Raw genomic sequence first — 18,896 nt, forward strand, 5'->3', positions numbered from 1 at the left:
GGAGCGAGCGTAGGCATCGCGCGCATCCGCCGCAAGAGCCGTCGGCGAGCACCTCGACCGCCGATCGCCTGCCTCCACCATGCACCCCCTTGCGTGGCGCGCGTCACAACCGATACGTTGCCAATTGAACGAGCGCTAAGTCAACTGCGGACTTTCCTGTTGCCAGCCGAGCCCAAGGACGCGCCATGAAGAAGCTGAGCGCCAGCCTCGCGATCACCGCCCTGACGACCGCCACCCTCGCCGGGTGCGGGGGACGGGACGACTCCCCCGCCGAAGCCGGCGACGACTGCGCGCCGGGGATCACCGACAGTCAGGTCCGGATCGGCTCGAGCCTGCCGGCGTCGGGCCCTGCGGCGGCCTACGGCGCGATCGCGGCGGGCTCCGAGGCCTACTTCGACGCCGTCAACGCCGCAGGGGGCGTCGCGATGGGCGACGGCGTCACGCGCCAGGTCGTCCTGACCACGATGGACGACGCCTACGACTCGGCGCGCACCGTCAGCAATGTGCGCAAACTCGTCGAGCAGGACGATGTCGCGGCGCTGATGAACGTCCTGGGCACCTCCCCCAACGCCGCGATCGCCGACTACGTGACCGAGCACAAGATCCCCAACCTCTTTGCGATGACGGGCACCGACCAGATCGGCGAGCAGGCCTCCCCGCCCTGGACCCAGGCGTTCATGCCGCAGTACGCCCTGGAGGCCGAGGCCCTCGGCGGCCGCGTGCTGGAGATCAACCCCAACGCGAAGATCGCGATCCTGTACCAGAACGACGGCTACGGGAAGAACATGTTGGCCGACTTCACGGAGTTCTTCGCGGGCACCGGCGTCACGATCGTGGCCGAGCAGTCCTACGAGCAGACCGCCAGCTCGATCGACTCCCAGATGGCCAACCTCGCCGCGTCCGACGCCGACATGTTCCTCGACTACGCCACCGGCGCCTTCATGACCCAGAGCCTGCGCAAGCGCGCCGAACTCGGCTGGCAGGTCCCGACCATCATCACCTCGGCCTCCGGCAGCGTCGAGACGATCATCAAGCCGGCCGGCGAGGGCGCCGCCGATGGCGTCATCACGACGTCCTGGCTCAAGGACGTCAGCGCGGGGCCCGGAGACGACCCGGGCGTCAAGGCGTGGTGGGAGTTCGCCCAGGAGCACGGCCTGGAGGCCCGCGACAACATCGCCTCCAACGGCTACACGACCGCGCAACTCATGGTCGAGGTGCTCGAGCGGACCCAGGGCTGCACCAGCCAGGACATCCGCGCGGCCGCGTTCAGCCTCGACGGCGCACGCGCCGACCTGCTGCTCGAGGGAATCACGGTGAGCACGAGCGAGGACTACCCCTACATGCTCACCACCGTGGGCTACCAGGAGTTCCGCGACGGCGGCTGGCGTCCCGACGGCGCCACCCACGAGAGGCAGCGGTGACGCCGTCCGCCCCAGTGCTGCTCGACATCCGCGACCTTTGTGTGCGCTTCGGTGGGATCGCCGCCCTCGACGGTCCCAGCCTGGCGGTGCGCCAGGGTGAGATCTGCGGGCTGATCGGGCCCAACGGGGCGGGCAAGACCACGCTGTTCAACTGCGTCAGCCGGCTGCACCAGCCCGACTCGGGGTCGATCACGCTGGGCGGCCAGGACCTGCTGCGCTTGCGCGCCGACCAGATCGCCGGCGCCGGCGTCGCCCGCACCTTCCAGAGCCCCGGTCTGTTCACGTCCCTGACCGTCGTCGAGAACGTCCTGGTGGGCGCGTACCACCGCACGCCCGGAGGCCTCGGCGCGGCGACCCTGGCGCTGCCCAGCGTCGCCCGGCACGAGCGCCGACAGCGGGTCCGGGCCATGGCGGTGCTCGACGAGCTCGGCCTGGCCGACGTCGCCGACCGCGTGGCGGCCGGCCTTCCCTTCGGCACGCTCAAACGGGTCGAGCTCGCCCGCGCGTTGATGTGCGACCCACGGCTGCTGCTGCTCGACGAGCCGGCGAACGGTCTGATCCACGGCGAGGTGATGGAGCTGGCTGCGGTCATCGCGACGCTGTGCCGGGAGCGCGGCCTGAGCGTGCTGCTCGTGGAGCACCACATGGCGATGGTGATGGCGGTCTCCCACCACGTGGTGGCGCTCAACTTCGGCCGCAAGATCGCCGACGGCGCCCCCGAGGAGGTCCGCGCCCATCCCGACGTCGTCGCCGCCTATCTCGGCAGCGCCGCCTGATGGCTCTGCTGGAGGTCGAGGGCCTGCGCGCCGGGTACGGCCGCGGTGAGGTCCTGCACGACGTCGACCTGTCGGTCGCCGCGGGCGAGACGCTCGTCGTGCTCGGGGCCAACGGCGCGGGCAAGACGACGACGCTGCGCGCGCTGTCGGGCCTGATCCCCGCCGCGGGCCGCCTCGTCCTGGACGGCGCCGACCTGGTCGGGCTGGGTCCCACCCGCACGGCGCGCCTCGGCGTCGCACACGTGCCCCAGGGTCGCGGCACGTTCACCGACCTCACGGTCGAGCAGAACCTGCGCGTGGGCTCCTACCTGCGCAAGGACGACGCCGCCGCGGACCGTGACCGGTGGTTTGAGGTGTTCCCCCGCCTGCGCGAGCGCCGGCGCCAGCTCGCCGGCGCCCTCTCCGGCGGCGAGCAGCAGATGCTCGCCATCGCACGCGCGCTCATGATGCGCCCCCGGCTGCTGCTGCTCGACGAGCCCTCGCTCGGGTTGGCGCCCAACACCACGCGCGACCTGTTCGCGACCCTGGCCGACCTGCGCCACGACAGCGACGTGGCCCTGCTCATCGTGGAGCAGAACGCCCAGTTGGCGCTGGGCATCGCCGACCACGCCGTGCTGCTCGAGGTGGGCGCCGTCGTCGCCTCTGGCCCGGCCGCGGCCATCGCGGGCGACGACAGCGTGCGGCGCGCCTACCTCGGATACTGAACAGGAGCGGTGAGTGGGGCTCTTTTGGCAACAGACGTTGGACGGGGTCGTCTCGGGATCGGTCTACGGCGCCCTCGCCCTGAGCATCGTGCTGGTCCACCGCGCGTCGGGCATCGTCAACTTCGCCCAGGGCGAGATGGCAATGCTCGGCGCGTTCCTCGCGTGGCAGCTGATCTCCTGGGGGGCGCCGCTGTACGCCGCCGCGGCCCTGGCCATGGCCGCCACCTTCGCGCTCGGCGTCGCCTGCGAGCGGCTCCTGATCGCGCCGTTCCGGCGCCGGTCCACGCTCTTCCCCCTGGTCATCGTGACCCTCGGGCTGATGCTGCTGGTCAACAGCGCGGCGGGCTGGACCTGGGGCTACCAGACCAAGGAGGTGCCGAAGGCCTTCGGACCAGGCGCCATCACCATCGCCGGCGCCTCGGTCTCACGCCAAGGCGCCGGCGTCATCGTCTGCGTGATCGCGGCGGCGGCCGCCCTGTACCTGCTCTTCCAGCGCACGACATTCGGCGTGTACCTGCGCGCGGCCTCGACCAACGCCGAGTCGGCCGCACTGTCGGGCATCCCGGTCGGGCGCATGCTCATGGTCGGCTGGGGTCTGGCCGCGGCGTTGGGCACCCTGGTCGGGCTCCTGGTGGCGCCGCAGCTGTTCCTGCACGTCAACATGATGTCCCCACTGCTGATCTACGCCTTCGCCGCGGCGACCCTCGGCGGCCTGGACAGCCCCCCGGGGGCGATCGTCGGCGGACTGATCGTGGGCATCGTCGAGAACCTCGCGGGCACCTACGTCGACCTCATCGGCAACGAGTTCGGCCAGGGCGTCGCGTTCCTGCTGATCCTCATCGTGCTCTCGGTCAAACCCGAGGGACTCTTCGGCACGCGTTCGGCGGTGCGCGTATGAGCCCGCTACGCGCGCTGCGCGCCGAGCAACGGCCCCTGCGCCTGCCGCCCCACGTCCGCCTGGCCGCCGTCGTCGCCCTGGTGGCGCTGGCCGCGGCGCTGCCACTGAGCCAGCCGACCTACGTCAACTTCGACCTGAGCATGGCGATGGTCTACGCCGTCGCAGGGCTCGGCCTCAACCTCCTGACCGGCAACACCGGCCAGCTCTCGCTGGGCCACAGCGCGTTCTTCGCCGTCGGCTCGTACACGGCCGCCCTCATGATCGGCGGCGGCGCGCACTACCTGCTGACCATCCCCGTCGCAGGCGTCGCCTCGTTCGCGCTCGGCTTCGTCATCGGCCTGCCGGCCCTGCGCCTGCGCGGACTGCAACTCGCGCTGGTGACGCTGGCCCTGGCGCTGACGGTCCCGGCGATCGTCAAGCGCCTCGACCGCTTCACGCACGGGTTCGAGGGGATGAGCGTCGTCGCGGCCTCCGCGCCGACCTGGACCGGCCTCGCCGACGACCAGTGGCGCTACTACCTGTGCCTGGCCGCGCTCGCGTTCGCGCTGGTGGTCGCCCACCGGATCGCCTCCGGGCGGACCGGACGCGCCATGACCGCCGTGCGCGACAACGAGGTGGTCGCCAACGCCATGGGCATCCGCGCCGCGCGGCTCAAGACGCTGGTCTTCGCCACCAGCGCCGCCTTCGCCGCCATCGCCGGCGTGCTCTACACGCTGGTGGTGCAGTTCGTCGGGCCCGAGGCGTTCGGCCTGACGCTCGCGGTCTCGCTCGTGACGCTCATCGTGGTCGGCGGGCTCGGCGCCACATGGGGGGCCGTGCTCGGCGGGCTCTTCGTCGTCTACGCCCCCAAGTACCTGGCTGAGGTCAACCAGTCGGCGAGCGGAGTCGCCTACGGCGCCGCGCTGATCGCCTGCATGTTCGTCGCGCCCTACGGCCTGGTCAGCCTGATCCGGTGGTGCGGGCGACGCCTGCGGCGCTGAGTGCGCCGGGAGGCTGTCAGGACGCCTCGGCCGTCTCGCGCAGCACGTCCTTGCGGACCTTGCCCGAGGCGTTGCGCGGCAGTTCGGTGATCAGCTCCAGCCGCGTGGGGAGCTTGTAGCGGGCGAGCGACGACGTCGCCCACTCCCGCAGGGACTCCAGGTCCAGCGGCTCGTTCGGGTCGCGCAGCGCGACGTAGGCCACGGGCGTCTCGCCCCACACAGGGTGCGGCACGCCGACCACGCTCACCTCGGCGATCTGCGGATGGTTCGACAGGGCGTTCTCGACCTCGGCGCAGTAGATGTTCTCGCCGCCCGAGATGATCATGTCCTTGACCCGGTCGACGACGTAGAAGTAGCCCTCCTCGTCGACTCGGACCAGGTCGCCCGAGTGGAACCAGCCGCCCGCGAACGCCTCGGAGGTCGCCTCGGGCATGTTCCAGTACTCGGCCATCAGGCCAGGCCCCCGGTAGACGATCTCGCCGACCTGACCCTGCTCGACGTCGTTCATCTCGGCGTCGACGACCCGCGCGGTCACGGTGGCGACCGGCTTGCCGACGGAGCCCAGCTTGCGGATGGCGTCGGCGCCGTCGAGCACGCACGTGACCGGCGACATCTCGGTCTGTCCGAACAGCGCCACGTTCCGGGCGTCGGGGAAGGTCGCGGCCATCTGCCGCAGGAGTGCGTCCGAGGCGGGCGCCGCGCCCCAGCAGGCCATCCGAAGCCGCGACAGGTCACGGTCGGCGACGGTGGGGTCGGCGCAGACCGCCTGCCACTGCGTGGGGACCAGGAACACCGCGGTGACCCCCTCCGACTCGAGCACGTCGAGCAGCGCGGCGGCGCGGAACGGGGCGGTCGGCATGATGACGACGGCGCCGCCGATGAGGATCGTGCCGACGACCGAGCCGAGGGCGCCGATGTGGAAGAGCGGCAGGGCGATCAGGTTGACCTCCTGGTCCGCGTCGCCGAGCCGCATCGCGCGGGTGACCGTCCCCGCCTGCGCTTGGAGGTTGAGGTGCGTCAGCACCGCGCCCTTGGGCCGGCCCGTCGTGCCCGAGGTGTACATGATGAGAGCCGGCGAGTCCTCGGGAACGTCGATGGCAGGACATGGCTCGCCGCGCTCCTCCAGCAGCGCGTCGTAGGACTCGCCCGCCCCCGGATCGGCGGCGACGACCACCAGCCGGACCCGCTCGGGCAGGTCGGCGCCGACGACGGCGGCGCGCCCGATCGCGTCGACGAACACGACCGCGGCGCCCGAGTCCGCGACCGCGAAGGCGACCTCACCTGCGGCGAGGCGGAAGTTGAGCGGGACCGCGATCGCTCCGAGCCGGTTGATCGCCAAGATCGCCTCCAGGAACTGCGGCCGGTTGCCCATGACGAGTGCGACGCGGTCGCCGAAGCTGACGCCGCGGCGAGCCAGGGCGTCCGCCAGGGCGCCCACCCGCTCGTGCAACTGCGCCCACGTCGTGGTCTGTCCCTCGAACCGCAGCGCGGGCCGCGCGGCGAGGGTGTGCGCGTGCCGGGCCAGGGTGTTGTTCCAGTGGGCCCGACGTGACGCGTAGGGCTCGGAGCTGAGGTCGACGTGAGCGGTCACAGAGATCACCTCTCGACTGTTCCTGTGTTCCTGCTGGCGCTTACTGATCGCTCGCTCAGGATAGTGGCGGCGCTCACAGGGGCGTCAAGGCCCGCCCCGGCGGCCGGGCCGGCCGGGCGAGGTCACGTGAGCGACCGGTCACCCGCCACGAGACCCGGCAGGCGCCCAGCGATCAGGGCGACCGCCTCGCGGACCATCCGGTCGAGCAGGTCGCCGACCGACGGGACGTCGTCGATCAGCCCCTGGCACAGGCCCGCCGTCCACACACCCGCCTCCAGATCGCCCTCCTCGAAGACGCGGCGGCCGCGCGCGCCGGCGACAAGATCGCGGACGTCCTCGAACGCCCCACCCCCGGCCAGGATCTCGACCACCTCGCGGCTGACCGTGTTGCTGGCCACGCGTGCGGTGTTGCGCAGCGAGCGGAAGATGAGCTCGGTGTCGCACTCCCCGTGGCGCACGATCTGCTCCTTGACCCGGTCGTGGACCGGCGCCTCCCGGGTGGCGACGAAGCGCGTGCCCATCGTGACGCCGTCGGCGCCGAGGGCCAGCGCGGCGACCAGCCCCCGGGCGTCGGCGATCCCGCCCGCGGCCAGGATCGGGACGTCCAGCCGCGCGGCGGCGGCCGGGATCAGCACCAGACCCGGCACGTCGTCTTCGCCCGGGTGCCCGGCGCACTCGAACCCGTCGACGCTCACGGCGTCGACGCCCTCCGCCTGGGCGCGCACCGCGTGCCGAACGCTCGTGCACTTGTGGATCACCGTCACACCCGCGTCCTTGAGGTGGCGCAGGTGCTCGCGCGGGTTGGCGCCCGCCGTCTCGACGACCGGAACCCCGGCGTCGATGATCACGTCGCGGTACTTCGCATACGGCGGCGGTGTGATCGACGGCAGGATGGTCAGGTTGACCCCGAACGGCCGGTCGGTCAGGTCCCGGCACCGCGCGATCTCCTCGGCCAAGGCTTGCGGCGTCGGCTGGGTGAGCGCGGTGAGGACACCCAGCCCGCCGGCGTTGGAGACGGCAGCGGCGAGCGGGGCTCGGCCCACCCACTGCATGCCGCCCTGCACGATGGGATGCTCCACGCCGAGCAGGTCGGTGATGCGGGTGCGCAGGGCGCCCGTGCTGCGCGCGACGGCCTCGGTCGCGTCTCGCGTGATCGGCATGGTCGAGCCTCTCTGCCCGCGTCGGTGGCGCCCCCGGCGCGTCGGCGGGCCGGGGATGGGCGCCGAGCGCTCCTGAGCGATCGCTCACTCAGCCTAGCGCGGTCTTCGGCCTGGTTGAAGGCCGCGGTCCCGCCGCAGGCCCGCCACCACCCCACAACACAACAAGCCCTGCCCTCGATCACGGGGCAGGGCTTGCGTGTCTTTGGTGGAGCTGAGGGGACTCGAACCCCTGACCCCCTGCATGCCATGCAGGTGCGCTACCAGCTGCGCCACAGCCCCGAGGGCGGCGAACCGTCCGTCGGACTCACTTTCGATCCGGTGGAGCTGAGGGGACTCGAACCCCTGACCCCCTGCATGCCATGCAGGTGCGCTACCAGCTGCGCCACAGCCCCGTACGTCGCCCCGACGGACTCAGGCCCGCAGGAACGTCCGTGATCCTATGCGCTCCGCGCCGCCTCGTCCAAATCGCCGGACGGCCACCGGCCAGGCGACGGCGCTCAGCCCGCCGCCATGCCCGCGGTGTCGCAGGCCTGCTCGGCGCCCGTCTGCGGCCCGGCGTGCCACGCCTCGGGCGCGTACGCCGCGCCGACATTGTGGGCGACGACGCGCCACGTCGGCTGCGAGCCCGCGCGGGCGCGCGTGAGCTGCGACCAGTGCGCGTTCGTGAGTCCGACGACGCCACGCCAGCCTGGCTCCAGCCCCAGCATCGCGCCGATCGCCAACGTGATGGCGGCGCCGTGCGACACGACGACGAGGGTGTCACTCGGCTCGAGGCGGGCCGCGTGGTCCTCGACGGCCGCGCGGACGCGCTCGGCCACCTGCGCGCGCGTCTCACCGCCTGGGGGCAGCCCGGCGTCGTCGTCACCGCGACGCCACGCGGCGTGCCGCTGCGGCCAGCCCTGGGCGATCTCGGCGCCCGTCAGCCCCTCCCACTCACCGAACCCGCGCTCGCGCAGCCGCGGATCGGGGACGACGGCGAGGCCGAGCAGGTCCGCGTAGGCGGCGGCCGTCTCGGCGGCGCGGCTCAGGTCGGAGGAGACCACGCGCGCGGCCCGGTGCGTGCGCACGAGGGCGCGCGCCGCCTCACCGGCCTGCCAGCGCCCGACGTCGTCCAGCGCGACATCGGTCTGGCCCTGCAAGCGCTCAGCGACGTTCCACCCCGTGCGTCCGTGCCGCAGCAGGACGACGGTCCCCGCGCCCACCGCGGCGCTCAGGAGGCGGTCGGCGCCGAGTCCGGCTCGTCGACCGGCCTTTCGGCGTCGAGGGGAAGGGGGACCACCGGGCAGTCCTTCCACAGGCGCTCAAGCGCGTAGTACACCCGGTCCTCGGCGTGCTGCACGTGCACGACGACCTCGCCGAAGTCGAGCAGCACCCACCGGCCCTCGGACTTGCCCTCGCGCCGGATCGGCTTGACGCCGACCTTGAACATCGCCTCCTCGATCGCGTCCACGATCGCGGCGACCTGCCGCTCGTTGGTGCCCGACGCGATGAGGAACACGTCGGTCAGCACGAGCTGCTCGCTCACATCAAGGGCGATGATCTCCTCTGCCTTGAGATCCCAGGCCGCCCGGGCGGCGACTCCCGCCAGTTCGACGGCACGCTCGGTCGCGGTCACAGGTTGCCTCTCGACGTGATGGTTTGGGTCATGGTGGCCTGGCTCGCGTCGCCACCGGACGAGACGCTCGGCTGCTCGCTGGCGATGTACTTCCACAGCAGCAGACCGAGCACGAACGCCACGACGACCAGAATGATGTAGTGCAGCCACGTGTACGACGAGCGCGACTCCTCCTCGTCGCCATCATCCTGCGCGGCGGCCGCCTCGGCGCGCGAGCGCACGGGCTTATCAGGTGCGACGAAGGAGTCGAACGGCGAGGGCTGCGGCCGCGCCGGCGCCACCGAGCCCGGGCGGACCACCGGCCCCGTGCCCGCACCCGTCGCGGAGCCGATCGCCGTCGAGGCGGTCCCGGCAGGCCCGATCGACCCCCAGTTCGGGGTGCCGGGGACGGGCGAGTCCGCGCCGGAGCCGGGAGAGGCCGAGGACGGTCCGGGCGCCGCGGGTCCAGCCGATGCGGGTCCGGCCGATGCCGGTCCGGTCGATGCGGGCGCGGGCCACTGGGGGCGCGACGCGCTGGGCGCTGCCGTCGCCGGACCGGGCGCGGCCGGCGCGGCGGGCGCCGCCGCACGGCCCGCGGCGGACGGACCCGAGACCGGGTCGAACGGCGAGGCGGGCGCCGGGCGCGGGGCGGCCGACGTCTGTCCGAACATCGACGGCGCCGACTGACCCGCGAGCGGCGAGCCGCTGGCCGCGCCCGTGCGGCCGAACGACGCCGCGGTCGGTGGGGTCGGGCCGTTCGACGCGCTCGGACGCGCTGAGGTGCGATTCGGCACGGCTGGCGCCGGGGGCGCGGGGGTCGCCGCGACGGGCGCGCCGCCGGGGCGCTGGACGGGGGTGAGCCGACCAGTCTCGTCGAGCCCGCGGATGCCGCCGGTCGACGCCGGCGGGCGCACGACGGGGGCGGGAGCGGGCGCCGGCGCGATCGGCGAGTGCAGCGACCGGCGCGTGACGGGCTGCCCGGTCGCCGGGCGAGGCGCGGGCGCGGGCGGCGCGGCGGTCGGGGTCGCGCCGGGCGCGGCGCCCGCGTCGGGAGCCGGGACCGGCGCGGCGGCGCCGGCGGCCGCGGCGCGCGCGGCGGCCGCCGCCTGCTCACGCTCGCGGATCTCCCGCCGCGTCAGCGGGCGGCCCGGATTGCTGTCACTCATCGTGTGCCTCGTCCCTGTTCGACTCGACGCTCTGACCTCGATACAGGCCGTGCTTGGCGATGTACTGCACCACACCGTCCGGCACCAGGTACCAGACCGGCTTGCCTGCCCGGGCACGCCGACGGCAGTCCGTGGAGGAGATCGCCAGCGCGGGGACCTCCAACGTCGTGACGGCGCCTTCGGGAATGCCCTCGGTGTTCAGATTGTGCCCCGGACGGTTCACCGCCACGAAATGCGCCATCTCCCACAGACGGGACGCGTCCTTCCACGCGAGGATCTGCGCCACGGCGTCCGCGCCCGTGATGAAGAACAGGTCGGCGTCGGGCCGCTCGCTGCGCAGGTCGCGCAGCGTGTCGACCGTGTACGTCAGCCCGGGCCGGTCGATGTCGACTCGGGAGACGGTGAACCGCGGGTTCGAGGCGGTCGCGATGACCGTCATGAGGTAGCGGTGCTCGGCCGGCGTGACGTCGCGGTTCTGTTTGAAGGTCGGCTTGCCCGTGGGGACGAAGACGACCTCGTCGAGACCGTACGCCTCGGCGACCTCCGACGCGGCCACGAGGTGGCCGTGGTGGATGGGGTCGAACGTGCCGCCCATAACGCCGACGCGGGGGCGGCGACGCGCCGCCGCAGCCGCGGTCATTCCGGGCCCCCAGGGCGGCGCCGCACGCTCAGTGGCGGTTCCCGACGTTGCGGAACGCGTACGTCACCGCAAGCGCGAAGACGAGGGCACCGAAGGCCAGTAGGCCGACGACGACGGGGTCCATGGATCCTCCGAAGGGTCATGCTCGATGTGGTCGCGTCAGTCTCTCACGGCCGCACATGGCCCTGGCCGCGGACCACCCACTTGGTGGTGGTGAGCTCCGCCAACCCCATCGGGCCACGGGCGTGCAGCTTCTGGGTCGAGATGCCGATCTCGGCCCCAAGCCCCAGCTCGCCGCCGTCGGTGAACCGCGTCGAGGCGTTGACCATGACGGCCGCCGAGTCGACCTCGGCCACGAAGCGGTCGGCGGCGCGCAGGTCGTTGGTGAGGATCGCCTCGGTGTGCCCCGAGGAGTAGGTGCGGATGTGGTCGATCGCCTCGTCGAGCGAGTCCACGACGCGCACCGCGAGCTCAAGCGCCAGATACTCCGTGGCCCAGTCCGCGTCGGTCGCGGGGGTCACGTCGACGCCGCTCGGCGCCGCCTGCGCGGTGCGCTCGTCGCCGTGCAGGACGACGCCCGCACCCGCGAGCTCGGTCAGCATGCGGCCCAGGAACGCGTCGACGACGTCGGCGTGCACCAGCAGCGTCTCGGCCGCGTTGCACACCCCGACGCGCTGCGTCTTGGCGTTCATCACGATCGCGACGGCCTGGTCAAGGTCGGCGGAGGCGTCCACATAGACGTGGACGTTGCCGACCCCTGTCTCGATGACGGGCACGGAGGACTCCTCGACCACGGTGCGGATGAGGCTCGCGCCGCCGCGCGGGATGAGCACGTCCACCAGGCCGCGCGCGTGCATCAGCGCGACGCCGCCCGGGCGGCCGAACTCGTCGATCGTCTGGACGAGGTCGGCGGGCAGCCCTTGCGCCTCCAGGGCGTCGCGCAGCACGCGCACGATCACCTCGTTGGAGCGGATCGCCGCCGAGCCGCCGCGCAAGATGACGGCGTTGCCGCTCTTGAGCGCGAGGCCCGCGGCGTCGACCGTCACATTGGGCCGCGCCTCGTAGATCATGCCGACCACGCCCATCGGCACGCGCAACTGCTGCAGGCGCAGGCCGTTGGGAAGGGTCTGGCCGCGCACCACGTCGCCCACCGGGTCGGGCAGCGCCGCCACGGCGCGCAGCGCCTGCGCGATGGCCTCGACGCGTGCGGGCGTCAGCGCCAGGCGGTCGAGCAGCCCGGCGTCCATGCCGCCCGCGCGCTCACGCTCACCGTCCAGCGCGTTCGCGGCGACGATCTCGTCCGTCGCGGACACGAGGGCGTCGGCGATCGCGTGCAGCGCGGCGTCCTTGACCCCACGGCTCGCCGTGGCGAGCGCGCGCGAGGCCACCTGGGCGCGGCGGGCGACGTCGCGCACCGCGGCCTCGACGTCGGGCGCCTGCGGCGACGGGTTGGCGGCGATACTGGACGCGGTCGCAGTCATACGCACGAGCCTACTGTCCGCTGCGGTGAGGGAGCAGAATCCGTCCATGACCACGGTCTTGACCCGGACCGAGCGGCTCGACGCGCTGCCGTTCACCCGTGCGCACAGGCGTCTGCTCGTCGGAGCGGGCGTCGGCTGGGCGCTGGACGCGATGGACGTGGGCATCATGTCGTTCGTGCTCGTGGCGATCGGCGAGCAGTGGGCGCTGTCCACCGGCGAGCGCTCGCTGCTCGGCTCGATCGGGTTCGCGGGCATGGCGGTGGGCGCGGCGCTCGGCGGCCTGCTCGCCGACCGTGTGGGCCGCCGCCACGTCTTCGCCCTCACGCTGCTCGTCTACGGGCTGGCCACGGGCGCCTCGGCGCTCGCCGGGGGCCTCGCCGTGCTGCTGGCGCTGCGGTTCGTCGTCGGGCTCGGTCTGGGCGCGGAGCTGCCGGTCGCCTCGACGCTCGTGAGCGAGTACGCCCCCGCCCGCATCCGCGGGCGCGTCGTGGTGGTCCTGGAGTCCTTCTGGGCCGTGGGGTGGGTCGCGGCGGCCGTCGTCGGCCTACTGCTCGTGCCGGCGTCCGACGACGGATGGCGGTGGGCGTTCGCCATCGGCCTGATCCCGGCTGCCTACTCGCTGTACGTGCGCGCGAGCCTGCCCGAGTCGGTCCGCTTCCTGGAGCGCCACGGCCACGACGCGCAGGCCGAGGCTGCCGTCCGCACCTTCGAGTCTTCCGCCGGCATCCCCGCACCCGCCGGCATCCCCACACCCCCACCAGCACCACCGCCCGAATCCGCCAGTTCGAGCGCTTGTCGCGAGTTCGAGCCCTCGGGCGCTCGAACTCGCGACAAAGGCTCGAACTCGCCCGGTGAGGGGTTGGCGGGTGGTGGGGCTGGCGCGGGTGGCGGAGGTGGTGGGGCTGGCGGGGGTGGTGGGGCTCTCGGTGGGGAGCGGGTGGGGGTGGGGGCGCTGTTTCGCGGGGGGATGCGGCGGCGGACGGTGGCGCTGTGGCTGACGTGGTTCGGGGTGAACTTCGCCTACTACGGGGCGTTCACCTGGATCCCGACGCTCCTGGTCGCCGACGGGTTCTCGATGGTGCGCTCGTTCGGCTACACGCTCGTGATCACGCTCGCGCAGCTGCCCGGGTACGCCGTGGCCGCCTGGCTGATCGAGGTGTGGGGACGGCGCGCGGTGCTCGTGACCTTCCTGGCCGGTTCGGCGCTGTCGGCGCTCGCGTTCGGGCTCGCGGGCTCGGTCGCGCAGATCCTCGCCTCCGGCGTCGCGCTGTCGTTCTTCAACCTGGGTGCATGGGGCGCCCTGTACGCGGTGACGCCCGAGAGCTACCCGACCCGGGTGCGCGCGACCGGCGCGGGCAGCGCGACGGCGTTCGGGCGCCTCGCCTCGATCCTCGCGCCGCTGCTCGTGCTGCCGCTGCACGAGCGGATCGGCACGGGCGGCGTCTTCGCCGTGTTCGCGGTGGCATTCGCCGTCGCGATGGTCGGCGCCGGGATGCTCACCGAGCTGCGCGGCACGCGCCTGGAGGACTGAGGCTCCCCCGCCCGACCTCGTCGCACGCCCAAGCCGTCAGCGCCGTTCGAGCACCAGGTCGTCGCGGTGCACGAGCTCGCGGTCGTAGCCCTCCCCCAGCGCCTCACGCAGCTCGGCGGTCTGGCGGCCGAGCAGCGCGGGCAGCTCGTGCGAGTCGAACGCCACCAGGCCGCGCGCCACGACCGCACCGTCGGGCCCCACGAGCTCGACGGCGTCGCCGGCGTCGAACTCGCCCTCGGCGCGTGTGACGCCCGCGGGCAGCAGCGAGGCGCGCCCGCCCAGCACGGCGCGGGCGGCGCCGTCGTCGAGGTGTAGGCGTCCGCGCACGCGCGCGGCGTGCGCGATCCACAACCGGCGCGCCGACGTGCGCCGGCCGGTCACGGCGAAGAACGTGCCGACGTCCTCACCCGCGAGCGCCCGCGCGGCGTTGCTCGCGGCGGCCAACAGCACCGGGACCCCGGACCCGGTGGCGATCCGCACGGACTCCAGCTTGGTGACCATGCCGCCCGTGCCGACGGCGCTGCCGCGGCTGGTGACGGGCACGTCCGCGATCTCGGCGAGGTCGCCGACGTGCGAGATGCGCCGCGCGCCCGGGCGCGTGGGCGGGCGGTCGTGCAGGCCGTCGACGTCGGTCAGCAGCACGAGCGCGTCGGCGCGCACCAGGTGGGCCACGAGCGCGGCGAGGCGGTCGTTGTCGCCGAACTTGAGCTCGTCGGTGGTGACGGCGTCGTTCTCGTTGACGACGGGCACGACGCCGAGCGCCAGCAGGCGGGTGAGCGCGCGTTGGGCGTTCTTGTAGCGCAGGCGGCGCACGGTGTCCTCGGCCGTGAGCAGGATCTGCCCCACGCGCACGCCGTGGTGCGCGAACGCCTCGGTGTAGCGGGCCACCAGCATGCCCTGGCCCACCGAGGCCGCGGCCTGCATGGTCGCCAGGTCGCGCGGCCGGGCCGCGAGCCCGAGCGGCCCGATGCCGGCGGCCACGGCGCCCGACGTGACGAGCACGACCTGCGTGCCGCCCTCGTGGGCCGCCGCGAGCACGCGCACGAGCCCGCGCAGGGCCTCCAGGTCCAGGCGTCCGTCCGGGCCGGTCAGCGACGACGAGCCGATCTTGACGACGATGCGCTGGGCGGCGGGCAGTGCGGAGCGGGTGCGCGCGAGGATCACGCCCCCATCATCGCCGACCCGTCGGCGACGGCGCGGACGCCGCTCAGGGTGTGGTCAGCCGATCACTCCTGGTCAGGGCTGGTCCACTGCCCGGCCTCGCGCTCGGTCCACAGCTCACGGCGCGCCTGCGTCTTGGCGTCCATGCGCTCGGTGAACTCCTGGCGCTTCTCGGCACGCGTCTTGCGCGAGCGGTCCTCCAGGCGCAGGTCGGTGCCGCGCGAGCCGAGCAGCTCGGGCCCGGTCATGAGCGTCGGCTCCCAGTCGAAGACGACGGCGTTGCGCTCGTCGCCGATGCGCACCTCGTCGCCCGCGACCGCGCCGACCTTGAACAGCCGCTCCTCGACGCCGAGCTTGGCGAGCCGGTCGGCCAGGAAGCCCACCGCCTCGTCGTTGTTGAAGTCGGTCTGGCGCACCCACCGCTCGGGCTTGGCGCCGCGCACCTCGAAGTAGACGCCGCCCGCATCCTGGCGCTGGGTGACCGTGAAGCCCGCGTCGTCGACCGCCTTGGGCCGCAGCACGATGCGCGCAGCCTCCGGCGTCGGCGCCGCGGCGCGCGCCTGCGCCACGACGTCGGCGAGGGCGAACGTCAGCGGGCGCAGGCCCTCGTGGCTCGCGGTCGAGACCTCGAACACGCGCAGCCCGCGCGCCTCGAGCTCGGGCTTGACGAAGTCGGCGAGCTCGCGCGCCTCGGGCACGTCGATCTTGTTGAGCACCACCAGGCGCGGGCGCTCGGTGAGCGGCACGCGGCCGCCCGCGATCTCCAGGTCGCCCGCGTAGGCGGCGAGCTCGGCCTCGATGACGTCGAGGTCGGTCAGGGGGTCGCGGCCCGGCTCGAGCGTCGCGCAGTCGAGCACGTGCACGATGACGGCGGTGCGCTCGATGTGCCGCAGGAACTCCAGGCCCAGGCCCTTGCCCTCGCTCGCGCCCGGGATGAGGCCGGGCACGTCGGCCACGGTGAAGCGCGTCTCGCCCGCCTCGACCACGCCGAGGTTGGGCACCAGCGTGGTGAACGGGTAGTCGGCGATCTTGGGGCGCGCGGCCGAGACGGCGGCGACCAGCGACGACTTGCCGGCGCTCGGGAAGCCCACGAGCGCGACGTCGGCGATGGTCTTGAGCTCGAGCACGACGTCGGCGGCCTCGCCCGGCTCACCCAGCAGCGCGAAGCCTGGGGCCTTGCGCTTGGGCGAGGCGAGCGCGCGGTTGCCGAGCCCGCCGCGGCCGCCCGCGGCGACCACGTACTCGGCGCCGACGCCGACCAGGTCGGCGAGCACCTGGCCGTCGAGGTCCTTGACCACGGTGCCGTCGGGCACCGAGAGGATCAGGTCCTCGCCCTTGGCGCCGTCGCGGTCGTCGCCCATGCCCTGGGTGCCGCTGGTCGCTCGGCGGTGCGGCGAGTGGTGGTAGGCGAGCAGCGTCGTCGTCTGGGCGTCGACGACCAGGCGCACGCTGCCGCCGTCGCCGCCGTTGCCGCCGTCGGGGCCGGCGAGCGGCTTGAACTTCTCCCGGCGGATGGAGGCGACGCCGTGGCCGCCGTCACCGCCGGCGGCATGCAGCACGACACGGTCGACGAAGCTGGCCATGGGGCGATCCTCTCAGAGGGACTGCGGGGACCTGGGGTCCGGGGGTAAAGCGAGAGGGGCGCACCACACCGGTGCGCCCCTCTGCGAAGGTGTGCGGGAGGCTCAGGCCTCGACCGACACCGACTCGATGTCGACGACCTTGCGCCCGCGGCGCGTCGCGAACTTGACCGCGCCGGCGGTCAGCGCGAACAGCGTGTCGTCGCCGCCGCGGCCGACGTTCTGGCCGGGGTGGAAGTGGGTGCCGCGCTGGCGGACGATGATCTCGCCGGCCTTGACGACCTGCCCGCCGAAGCGCTTGACGCCGAGCGACTGGGCGTTCGAGTCACGACCGTTGCGCGAGGAGCTCGCGCCCTTCTTGTGTGCCATTCTCAGGACCTGCTTTCAGGAAGTACGGGGAAGAAGATCGCGCGGACGCGGTGGGCGTCCGCCGCGGAGGTCACTTGATGCCGGTGACCTTGACGCGGGTCAGCGACTGACGGTGACCCTGGCGCTTGCGGTAGCCGGTCTTGTTCTTGTACTTGAGGATGACGATCTTCGGGCCCTTCTCGTCCCGCACGACCTCAGCCGTGACCTTGACCTTCGCCAGCTTCGCGGCGTCGGTGGTCACCTTCTCCCCGTCCACGAGCAGCAGCGCGGGCAGCTCGACCGTGTCGCCGGCCTTCGCCTCGATGCTGTTCATGACAACGATGTCGCCGACGGACACCTTCTCCTGGCGGCCACCGGCCTTGACGATCGCGTACACCATGTTGCGTCTCTCCTGGTCTGGGCGTGCCACACGGCGTCGTACACCGTCTTGGTCTGCAACTCGAGTCCATTGCTGGCCCGCCGCGGCGGTCGAGTGCGGTGCGTCCGTGGGGCACACGGGACAGGCACGCCGATGGGCGCGCCGACACACCAGTCTACACGAGCGGCGCACGCGGACGAACTCGCGCCTGCCCACACGCTCCCCCGCCCGCGCCGCGACGCGCCGCCATGCCCCTCCCCCGGTGCGCCGCGCCGCAGGGGCGCGGACCATGGACCCATGGACGCCGACGACGCCGTCGCGGCCGCGCTGCGCACGATCGGCCGCGCGGGCTTCCTGCCCGCGCCCGCCCGGTACTGGGCGGGCGAGGACCGACCGCTGGCGATCGGGCACGGACAGACGTGCTCACAGCCGTCGACCGTCGCGGCGATGCTGCGCCTGCTCGACGTGCGCCCGGGCGCGCGCGTGCTCGACGTCGGCGCCGGCTCGGGGTGGACGACGGCGCTGCTGGGGCGCCTGGTCGGGCCCGGTGGTCAGGTGCTGGGCGTCGAACGGCGCGACGACCTCGCCGCCTGGGGCGCGGCCAACCTGGAGCGGTGCGCCATGCCGTGGGCGCGCGAGGTCGCCGCCCGCCCCGGCGTGCTCGGCTGGCCGCGCGAGGGCGGGTGGGACCGCGTGCTCGTCTCGGCCGCGGCCCGCCGGCTGCCGCCCTCACTCGTGGAGCAGGTCGCCCCCGGGGGCCGCATGGTGATTCCGGTGCGCCACACCATGACGCTGGTGACGGTCGACGACGACGGCGCGGCGCACGTGAGCGAGCACGGCTCCTACCGGTTCGTGCCGCTCGTCGAGGACTGAGCCCGCGCGCCCGGCCGCCGCTCAGCGCCGATGGTCGCGGCAGCGCGCCTGGTAGGACTCGGCGCCGCCCACGTGCGCGGCGACCGGCGCGGTGGGGTCCGCGGCGCCGTCGGACGCGACGCGCACGTGGTAGGCGGCGTCACGGCCGCAGACCATGCACACAGCGGTGAGCTTGTCGACGCGCTCGGCCACGGCCATGAGCTCGGGCAGCGGGGAGAACGGGCCGCCGTCGAACGTCACGCAGAGCCCGGCGACCACGACGACCAGGCCCGCGTCGGCGAGCCCCACCACGACGTCCACGAGCTCGGCGCCGAAGAACTGCGCCTCGTCGATCGCCACGAGCTCGGTCCCCGGCTCCAGCAGTCCGGGGATCTCGGCCGCGCCCGACGCCGTCGCCGAGGGCAGCTCAAGCCCGGAGTGCGAGGCCACCTTGCCGCCGCCCGCGCGCACGTCGAGGACGTGATTGACCACGACGACGCCGCGGCCCGCGAGCCTGGTGCGGCGCACGCGCCGCACCAGCTCCTCGGACTTGCCGGCGAACATGGGCCCGGCGACGACCTCGATCCGCCCCGTGCCCGATGGCCGGGAGCGCGCCGGGATCACGCCCGCCATG

General features: G+C 73.4%; 19 protein-coding genes and 2 tRNA genes. 7 read left to right on the top strand and 14 right to left on the bottom strand.

Translation table 11 applies throughout. From position 1 onward, the window contains the following. Positions 1-185 precede the first annotated feature (185 nt). The 5 genes from EV386_RS09260 to EV386_RS09280 are packed head-to-tail and all read left to right on the top strand — an operon-like array spanning position 186 to position 4,779. The gene (locus EV386_RS09260) at positions 186-1,421 is read left to right on the top strand and encodes an ABC transporter substrate-binding protein (RefSeq protein ID WP_130414348.1); all 1,236 of its coding nucleotides are present in this window, start codon (positions 186-188) and stop codon (positions 1,419-1,421) included. Then, positions 1,418-2,197, top strand: coding sequence for an ABC transporter ATP-binding protein (locus EV386_RS09265; RefSeq protein WP_207216503.1), 780 nt, complete (start codon positions 1,418-1,420; stop codon positions 2,195-2,197). The genes EV386_RS09260 and EV386_RS09265 overlap by 4 nt, the downstream gene beginning before the upstream one ends. Continuing rightward, positions 2,197-2,901 (top strand): ABC transporter ATP-binding protein, encoded by a 705-nt coding sequence (locus EV386_RS09270; protein ID WP_130414350.1) that lies wholly within the window; start codon positions 2,197-2,199, stop codon positions 2,899-2,901. Before EV386_RS09265 ends, EV386_RS09270 begins: the two co-directional genes overlap by 1 nt. Before the next feature lie 13 nt (positions 2,902-2,914). Further along, positions 2,915-3,799: a branched-chain amino acid ABC transporter permease gene (locus EV386_RS09275; protein WP_130414352.1), complete on the top strand. Its 885-nt coding sequence runs from the start codon at positions 2,915-2,917 to the stop codon at positions 3,797-3,799. Then, on the top strand, positions 3,796-4,779 hold the full coding sequence (locus EV386_RS09280) for a branched-chain amino acid ABC transporter permease (protein WP_130414354.1): 984 nt from the start codon (positions 3,796-3,798) through the stop codon (positions 4,777-4,779). The genes EV386_RS09275 and EV386_RS09280 overlap by 4 nt, the downstream gene beginning before the upstream one ends. A gap of 16 nt (positions 4,780-4,795) precedes the next feature. Here EV386_RS09280 and EV386_RS09285 read toward each other — a convergent pair whose 3' ends face one another. From EV386_RS09285 to EV386_RS09325, 9 genes are all read right to left on the bottom strand, one after another. Continuing rightward, the gene (locus EV386_RS09285; RefSeq protein WP_130414356.1) at positions 4,796-6,370 is read right to left on the bottom strand and encodes a long-chain-fatty-acid--CoA ligase; all 1,575 of its coding nucleotides are present in this window, start codon (positions 6,368-6,370) and stop codon (positions 4,796-4,798) included. A 122-nt stretch (positions 6,371-6,492) separates the two neighbouring features. Beyond that, positions 6,493-7,530: an NAD(P)H-dependent flavin oxidoreductase gene (locus EV386_RS09290; RefSeq protein WP_207216504.1), complete on the bottom strand. Its 1,038-nt coding sequence runs from the start codon at positions 7,528-7,530 to the stop codon at positions 6,493-6,495. A 203-nt stretch (positions 7,531-7,733) separates the two neighbouring features. Beyond that, positions 7,734-7,809: transfer RNA gene (locus EV386_RS09295), tRNA-Ala, on the bottom strand. 40 nt (positions 7,810-7,849) lie between these two features. After that, positions 7,850-7,922 (bottom strand) — tRNA-Ala (locus tag EV386_RS09300). Between the two features lie 105 nt (positions 7,923-8,027). Further along, positions 8,028-8,732 carry a histidine phosphatase family protein gene (locus EV386_RS09305; protein ID WP_130414358.1) on the bottom strand — a complete coding sequence of 235 codons (705 nt, stop codon included), beginning with the start codon at positions 8,730-8,732 and terminating at the stop codon, positions 8,028-8,030. An 8-nt stretch (positions 8,733-8,740) separates the two neighbouring features. After that, positions 8,741-9,145, bottom strand: a complete 405-nt coding sequence (gene rsfS / locus EV386_RS09310) for a ribosome silencing factor (protein ID WP_130414360.1) — start codon at positions 9,143-9,145, stop codon at positions 8,741-8,743. Next, positions 9,142-10,290: a hypothetical protein gene (locus tag EV386_RS09315; RefSeq protein ID WP_130414362.1), complete on the bottom strand. Its 1,149-nt coding sequence runs from the start codon at positions 10,288-10,290 to the stop codon at positions 9,142-9,144. Before EV386_RS09315 ends, rsfS begins: the two co-directional genes overlap by 4 nt. After that, positions 10,283-10,885, bottom strand: a complete 603-nt coding sequence (gene nadD / locus EV386_RS09320) for a nicotinate-nucleotide adenylyltransferase (protein ID WP_423218968.1) — start codon at positions 10,883-10,885, stop codon at positions 10,283-10,285. The genes EV386_RS09315 and nadD overlap by 8 nt, the downstream gene beginning before the upstream one ends. A gap of 212 nt (positions 10,886-11,097) precedes the next feature. Then, positions 11,098-12,411, bottom strand: coding sequence for a glutamate-5-semialdehyde dehydrogenase (locus EV386_RS09325; RefSeq protein ID WP_207216505.1), 1,314 nt, complete (start codon positions 12,409-12,411; stop codon positions 11,098-11,100). A 46-nt stretch (positions 12,412-12,457) separates the two neighbouring features. Here EV386_RS09325 and EV386_RS09330 point away from each other — a divergent pair, with 46 nt between their 5' ends. Continuing rightward, entirely contained in the window at positions 12,458-13,942 is a 1,485-nt protein-coding gene (locus tag EV386_RS09330; RefSeq protein ID WP_130414368.1) for an MFS transporter, read from the top strand. Between the two features lie 36 nt (positions 13,943-13,978). Here EV386_RS09330 and proB read toward each other — a convergent pair whose 3' ends face one another. The 4 genes from proB to rplU form a co-directional block, all read right to left on the bottom strand. After that, positions 13,979-15,106, bottom strand: a complete 1,128-nt coding sequence (proB, locus tag EV386_RS09335; RefSeq protein ID WP_130414370.1) for a glutamate 5-kinase — start codon at positions 15,104-15,106, stop codon at positions 13,979-13,981. Positions 15,107-15,168: 62 nt separating this feature from the next. After that, positions 15,169-16,686, bottom strand: coding sequence for a GTPase ObgE (gene obgE, locus EV386_RS09340; protein ID WP_130414372.1), 1,518 nt, complete (start codon positions 16,684-16,686; stop codon positions 15,169-15,171). Positions 16,687-16,788: 102 nt separating this feature from the next. Then, positions 16,789-17,052: a 50S ribosomal protein L27 gene (gene rpmA, locus EV386_RS09345; protein WP_130414374.1), complete on the bottom strand. Its 264-nt coding sequence runs from the start codon at positions 17,050-17,052 to the stop codon at positions 16,789-16,791. A 70-nt stretch (positions 17,053-17,122) separates the two neighbouring features. Continuing rightward, positions 17,123-17,431, bottom strand: coding sequence for a 50S ribosomal protein L21 (rplU, locus tag EV386_RS09350; RefSeq protein WP_130414376.1), 309 nt, complete (start codon positions 17,429-17,431; stop codon positions 17,123-17,125). Positions 17,432-17,707: 276 nt separating this feature from the next. Between rplU and EV386_RS09355 the strand changes: the two genes are divergently transcribed. After that, on the top strand, positions 17,708-18,283 hold the full coding sequence (locus EV386_RS09355; protein ID WP_130414378.1) for a protein-L-isoaspartate O-methyltransferase family protein: 576 nt from the start codon (positions 17,708-17,710) through the stop codon (positions 18,281-18,283). A gap of 21 nt (positions 18,284-18,304) precedes the next feature. On the opposite strand, the gene EV386_RS09360 is transcribed toward EV386_RS09355, so the two are convergent. Next, positions 18,305-18,895, bottom strand: coding sequence for a thymidine kinase (locus tag EV386_RS09360; protein WP_130414380.1), 591 nt, complete (start codon positions 18,893-18,895; stop codon positions 18,305-18,307). Position 18,896 lies beyond the last annotated feature (1 nt).

Origin of the sequence: Xylanimonas ulmi (assembly GCF_004216535.1) — a bacterium.
Classification (GTDB): Bacteria; Actinomycetota; Actinomycetes; order Actinomycetales; family Cellulomonadaceae; genus Xylanimonas; species Xylanimonas ulmi.

Bases quoted from the DNA above. Each gene is read 5' to 3' on its own strand.
- EV386_RS09260 (WP_130414348.1), top strand. From the start codon at position 186: ATGAAGAAGCTGAGCGCCAGCCTCGCGATCACCGCCCTGACGACCGCC.
- EV386_RS09270 (WP_130414350.1), top strand. From the start codon at position 2,197: ATGGCTCTGCTGGAGGTCGAGGGCCTGCGCGCCGGGTACGGCCGCGGT.
- EV386_RS09280 (WP_130414354.1), top strand. From the start codon at position 3,796: ATGAGCCCGCTACGCGCGCTGCGCGCCGAGCAACGGCCCCTGCGCCTG.
- EV386_RS09290 (WP_207216504.1), bottom strand. From the start codon at position 7,530: ATGCCGATCACGCGAGACGCGACCGAGGCCGTCGCGCGCAGCACGGGC.
- EV386_RS09315 (WP_130414362.1), bottom strand. From the start codon at position 10,290: ATGAGTGACAGCAATCCGGGCCGCCCGCTGACGCGGCGGGAGATCCGC.
- nadD (WP_423218968.1), bottom strand. From the start codon at position 10,885: ATGGGCGGCACGTTCGACCCCATCCACCACGGCCACCTCGTGGCCGCG.
- EV386_RS09325 (WP_207216505.1), bottom strand. From the start codon at position 12,411: ATGACTGCGACCGCGTCCAGTATCGCCGCCAACCCGTCGCCGCAGGCG.
- EV386_RS09330 (WP_130414368.1), top strand. From the start codon at position 12,458: ATGACCACGGTCTTGACCCGGACCGAGCGGCTCGACGCGCTGCCGTTC.
- obgE (WP_130414372.1), bottom strand. From the start codon at position 16,686: ATGGCCAGCTTCGTCGACCGTGTCGTGCTGCATGCCGCCGGCGGTGAC.
- rpmA (WP_130414374.1), bottom strand. From the start codon at position 17,052: ATGGCACACAAGAAGGGCGCGAGCTCCTCGCGCAACGGTCGTGACTCG.
- rplU (WP_130414376.1), bottom strand. From the start codon at position 17,431: ATGGTGTACGCGATCGTCAAGGCCGGTGGCCGCCAGGAGAAGGTGTCC.
- EV386_RS09355 (WP_130414378.1), top strand. From the start codon at position 17,708: ATGGACGCCGACGACGCCGTCGCGGCCGCGCTGCGCACGATCGGCCGC.
- EV386_RS09360 (WP_130414380.1), bottom strand. From the start codon at position 18,895: ATGGCGGGCGTGATCCCGGCGCGCTCCCGGCCATCGGGCACGGGGCGG.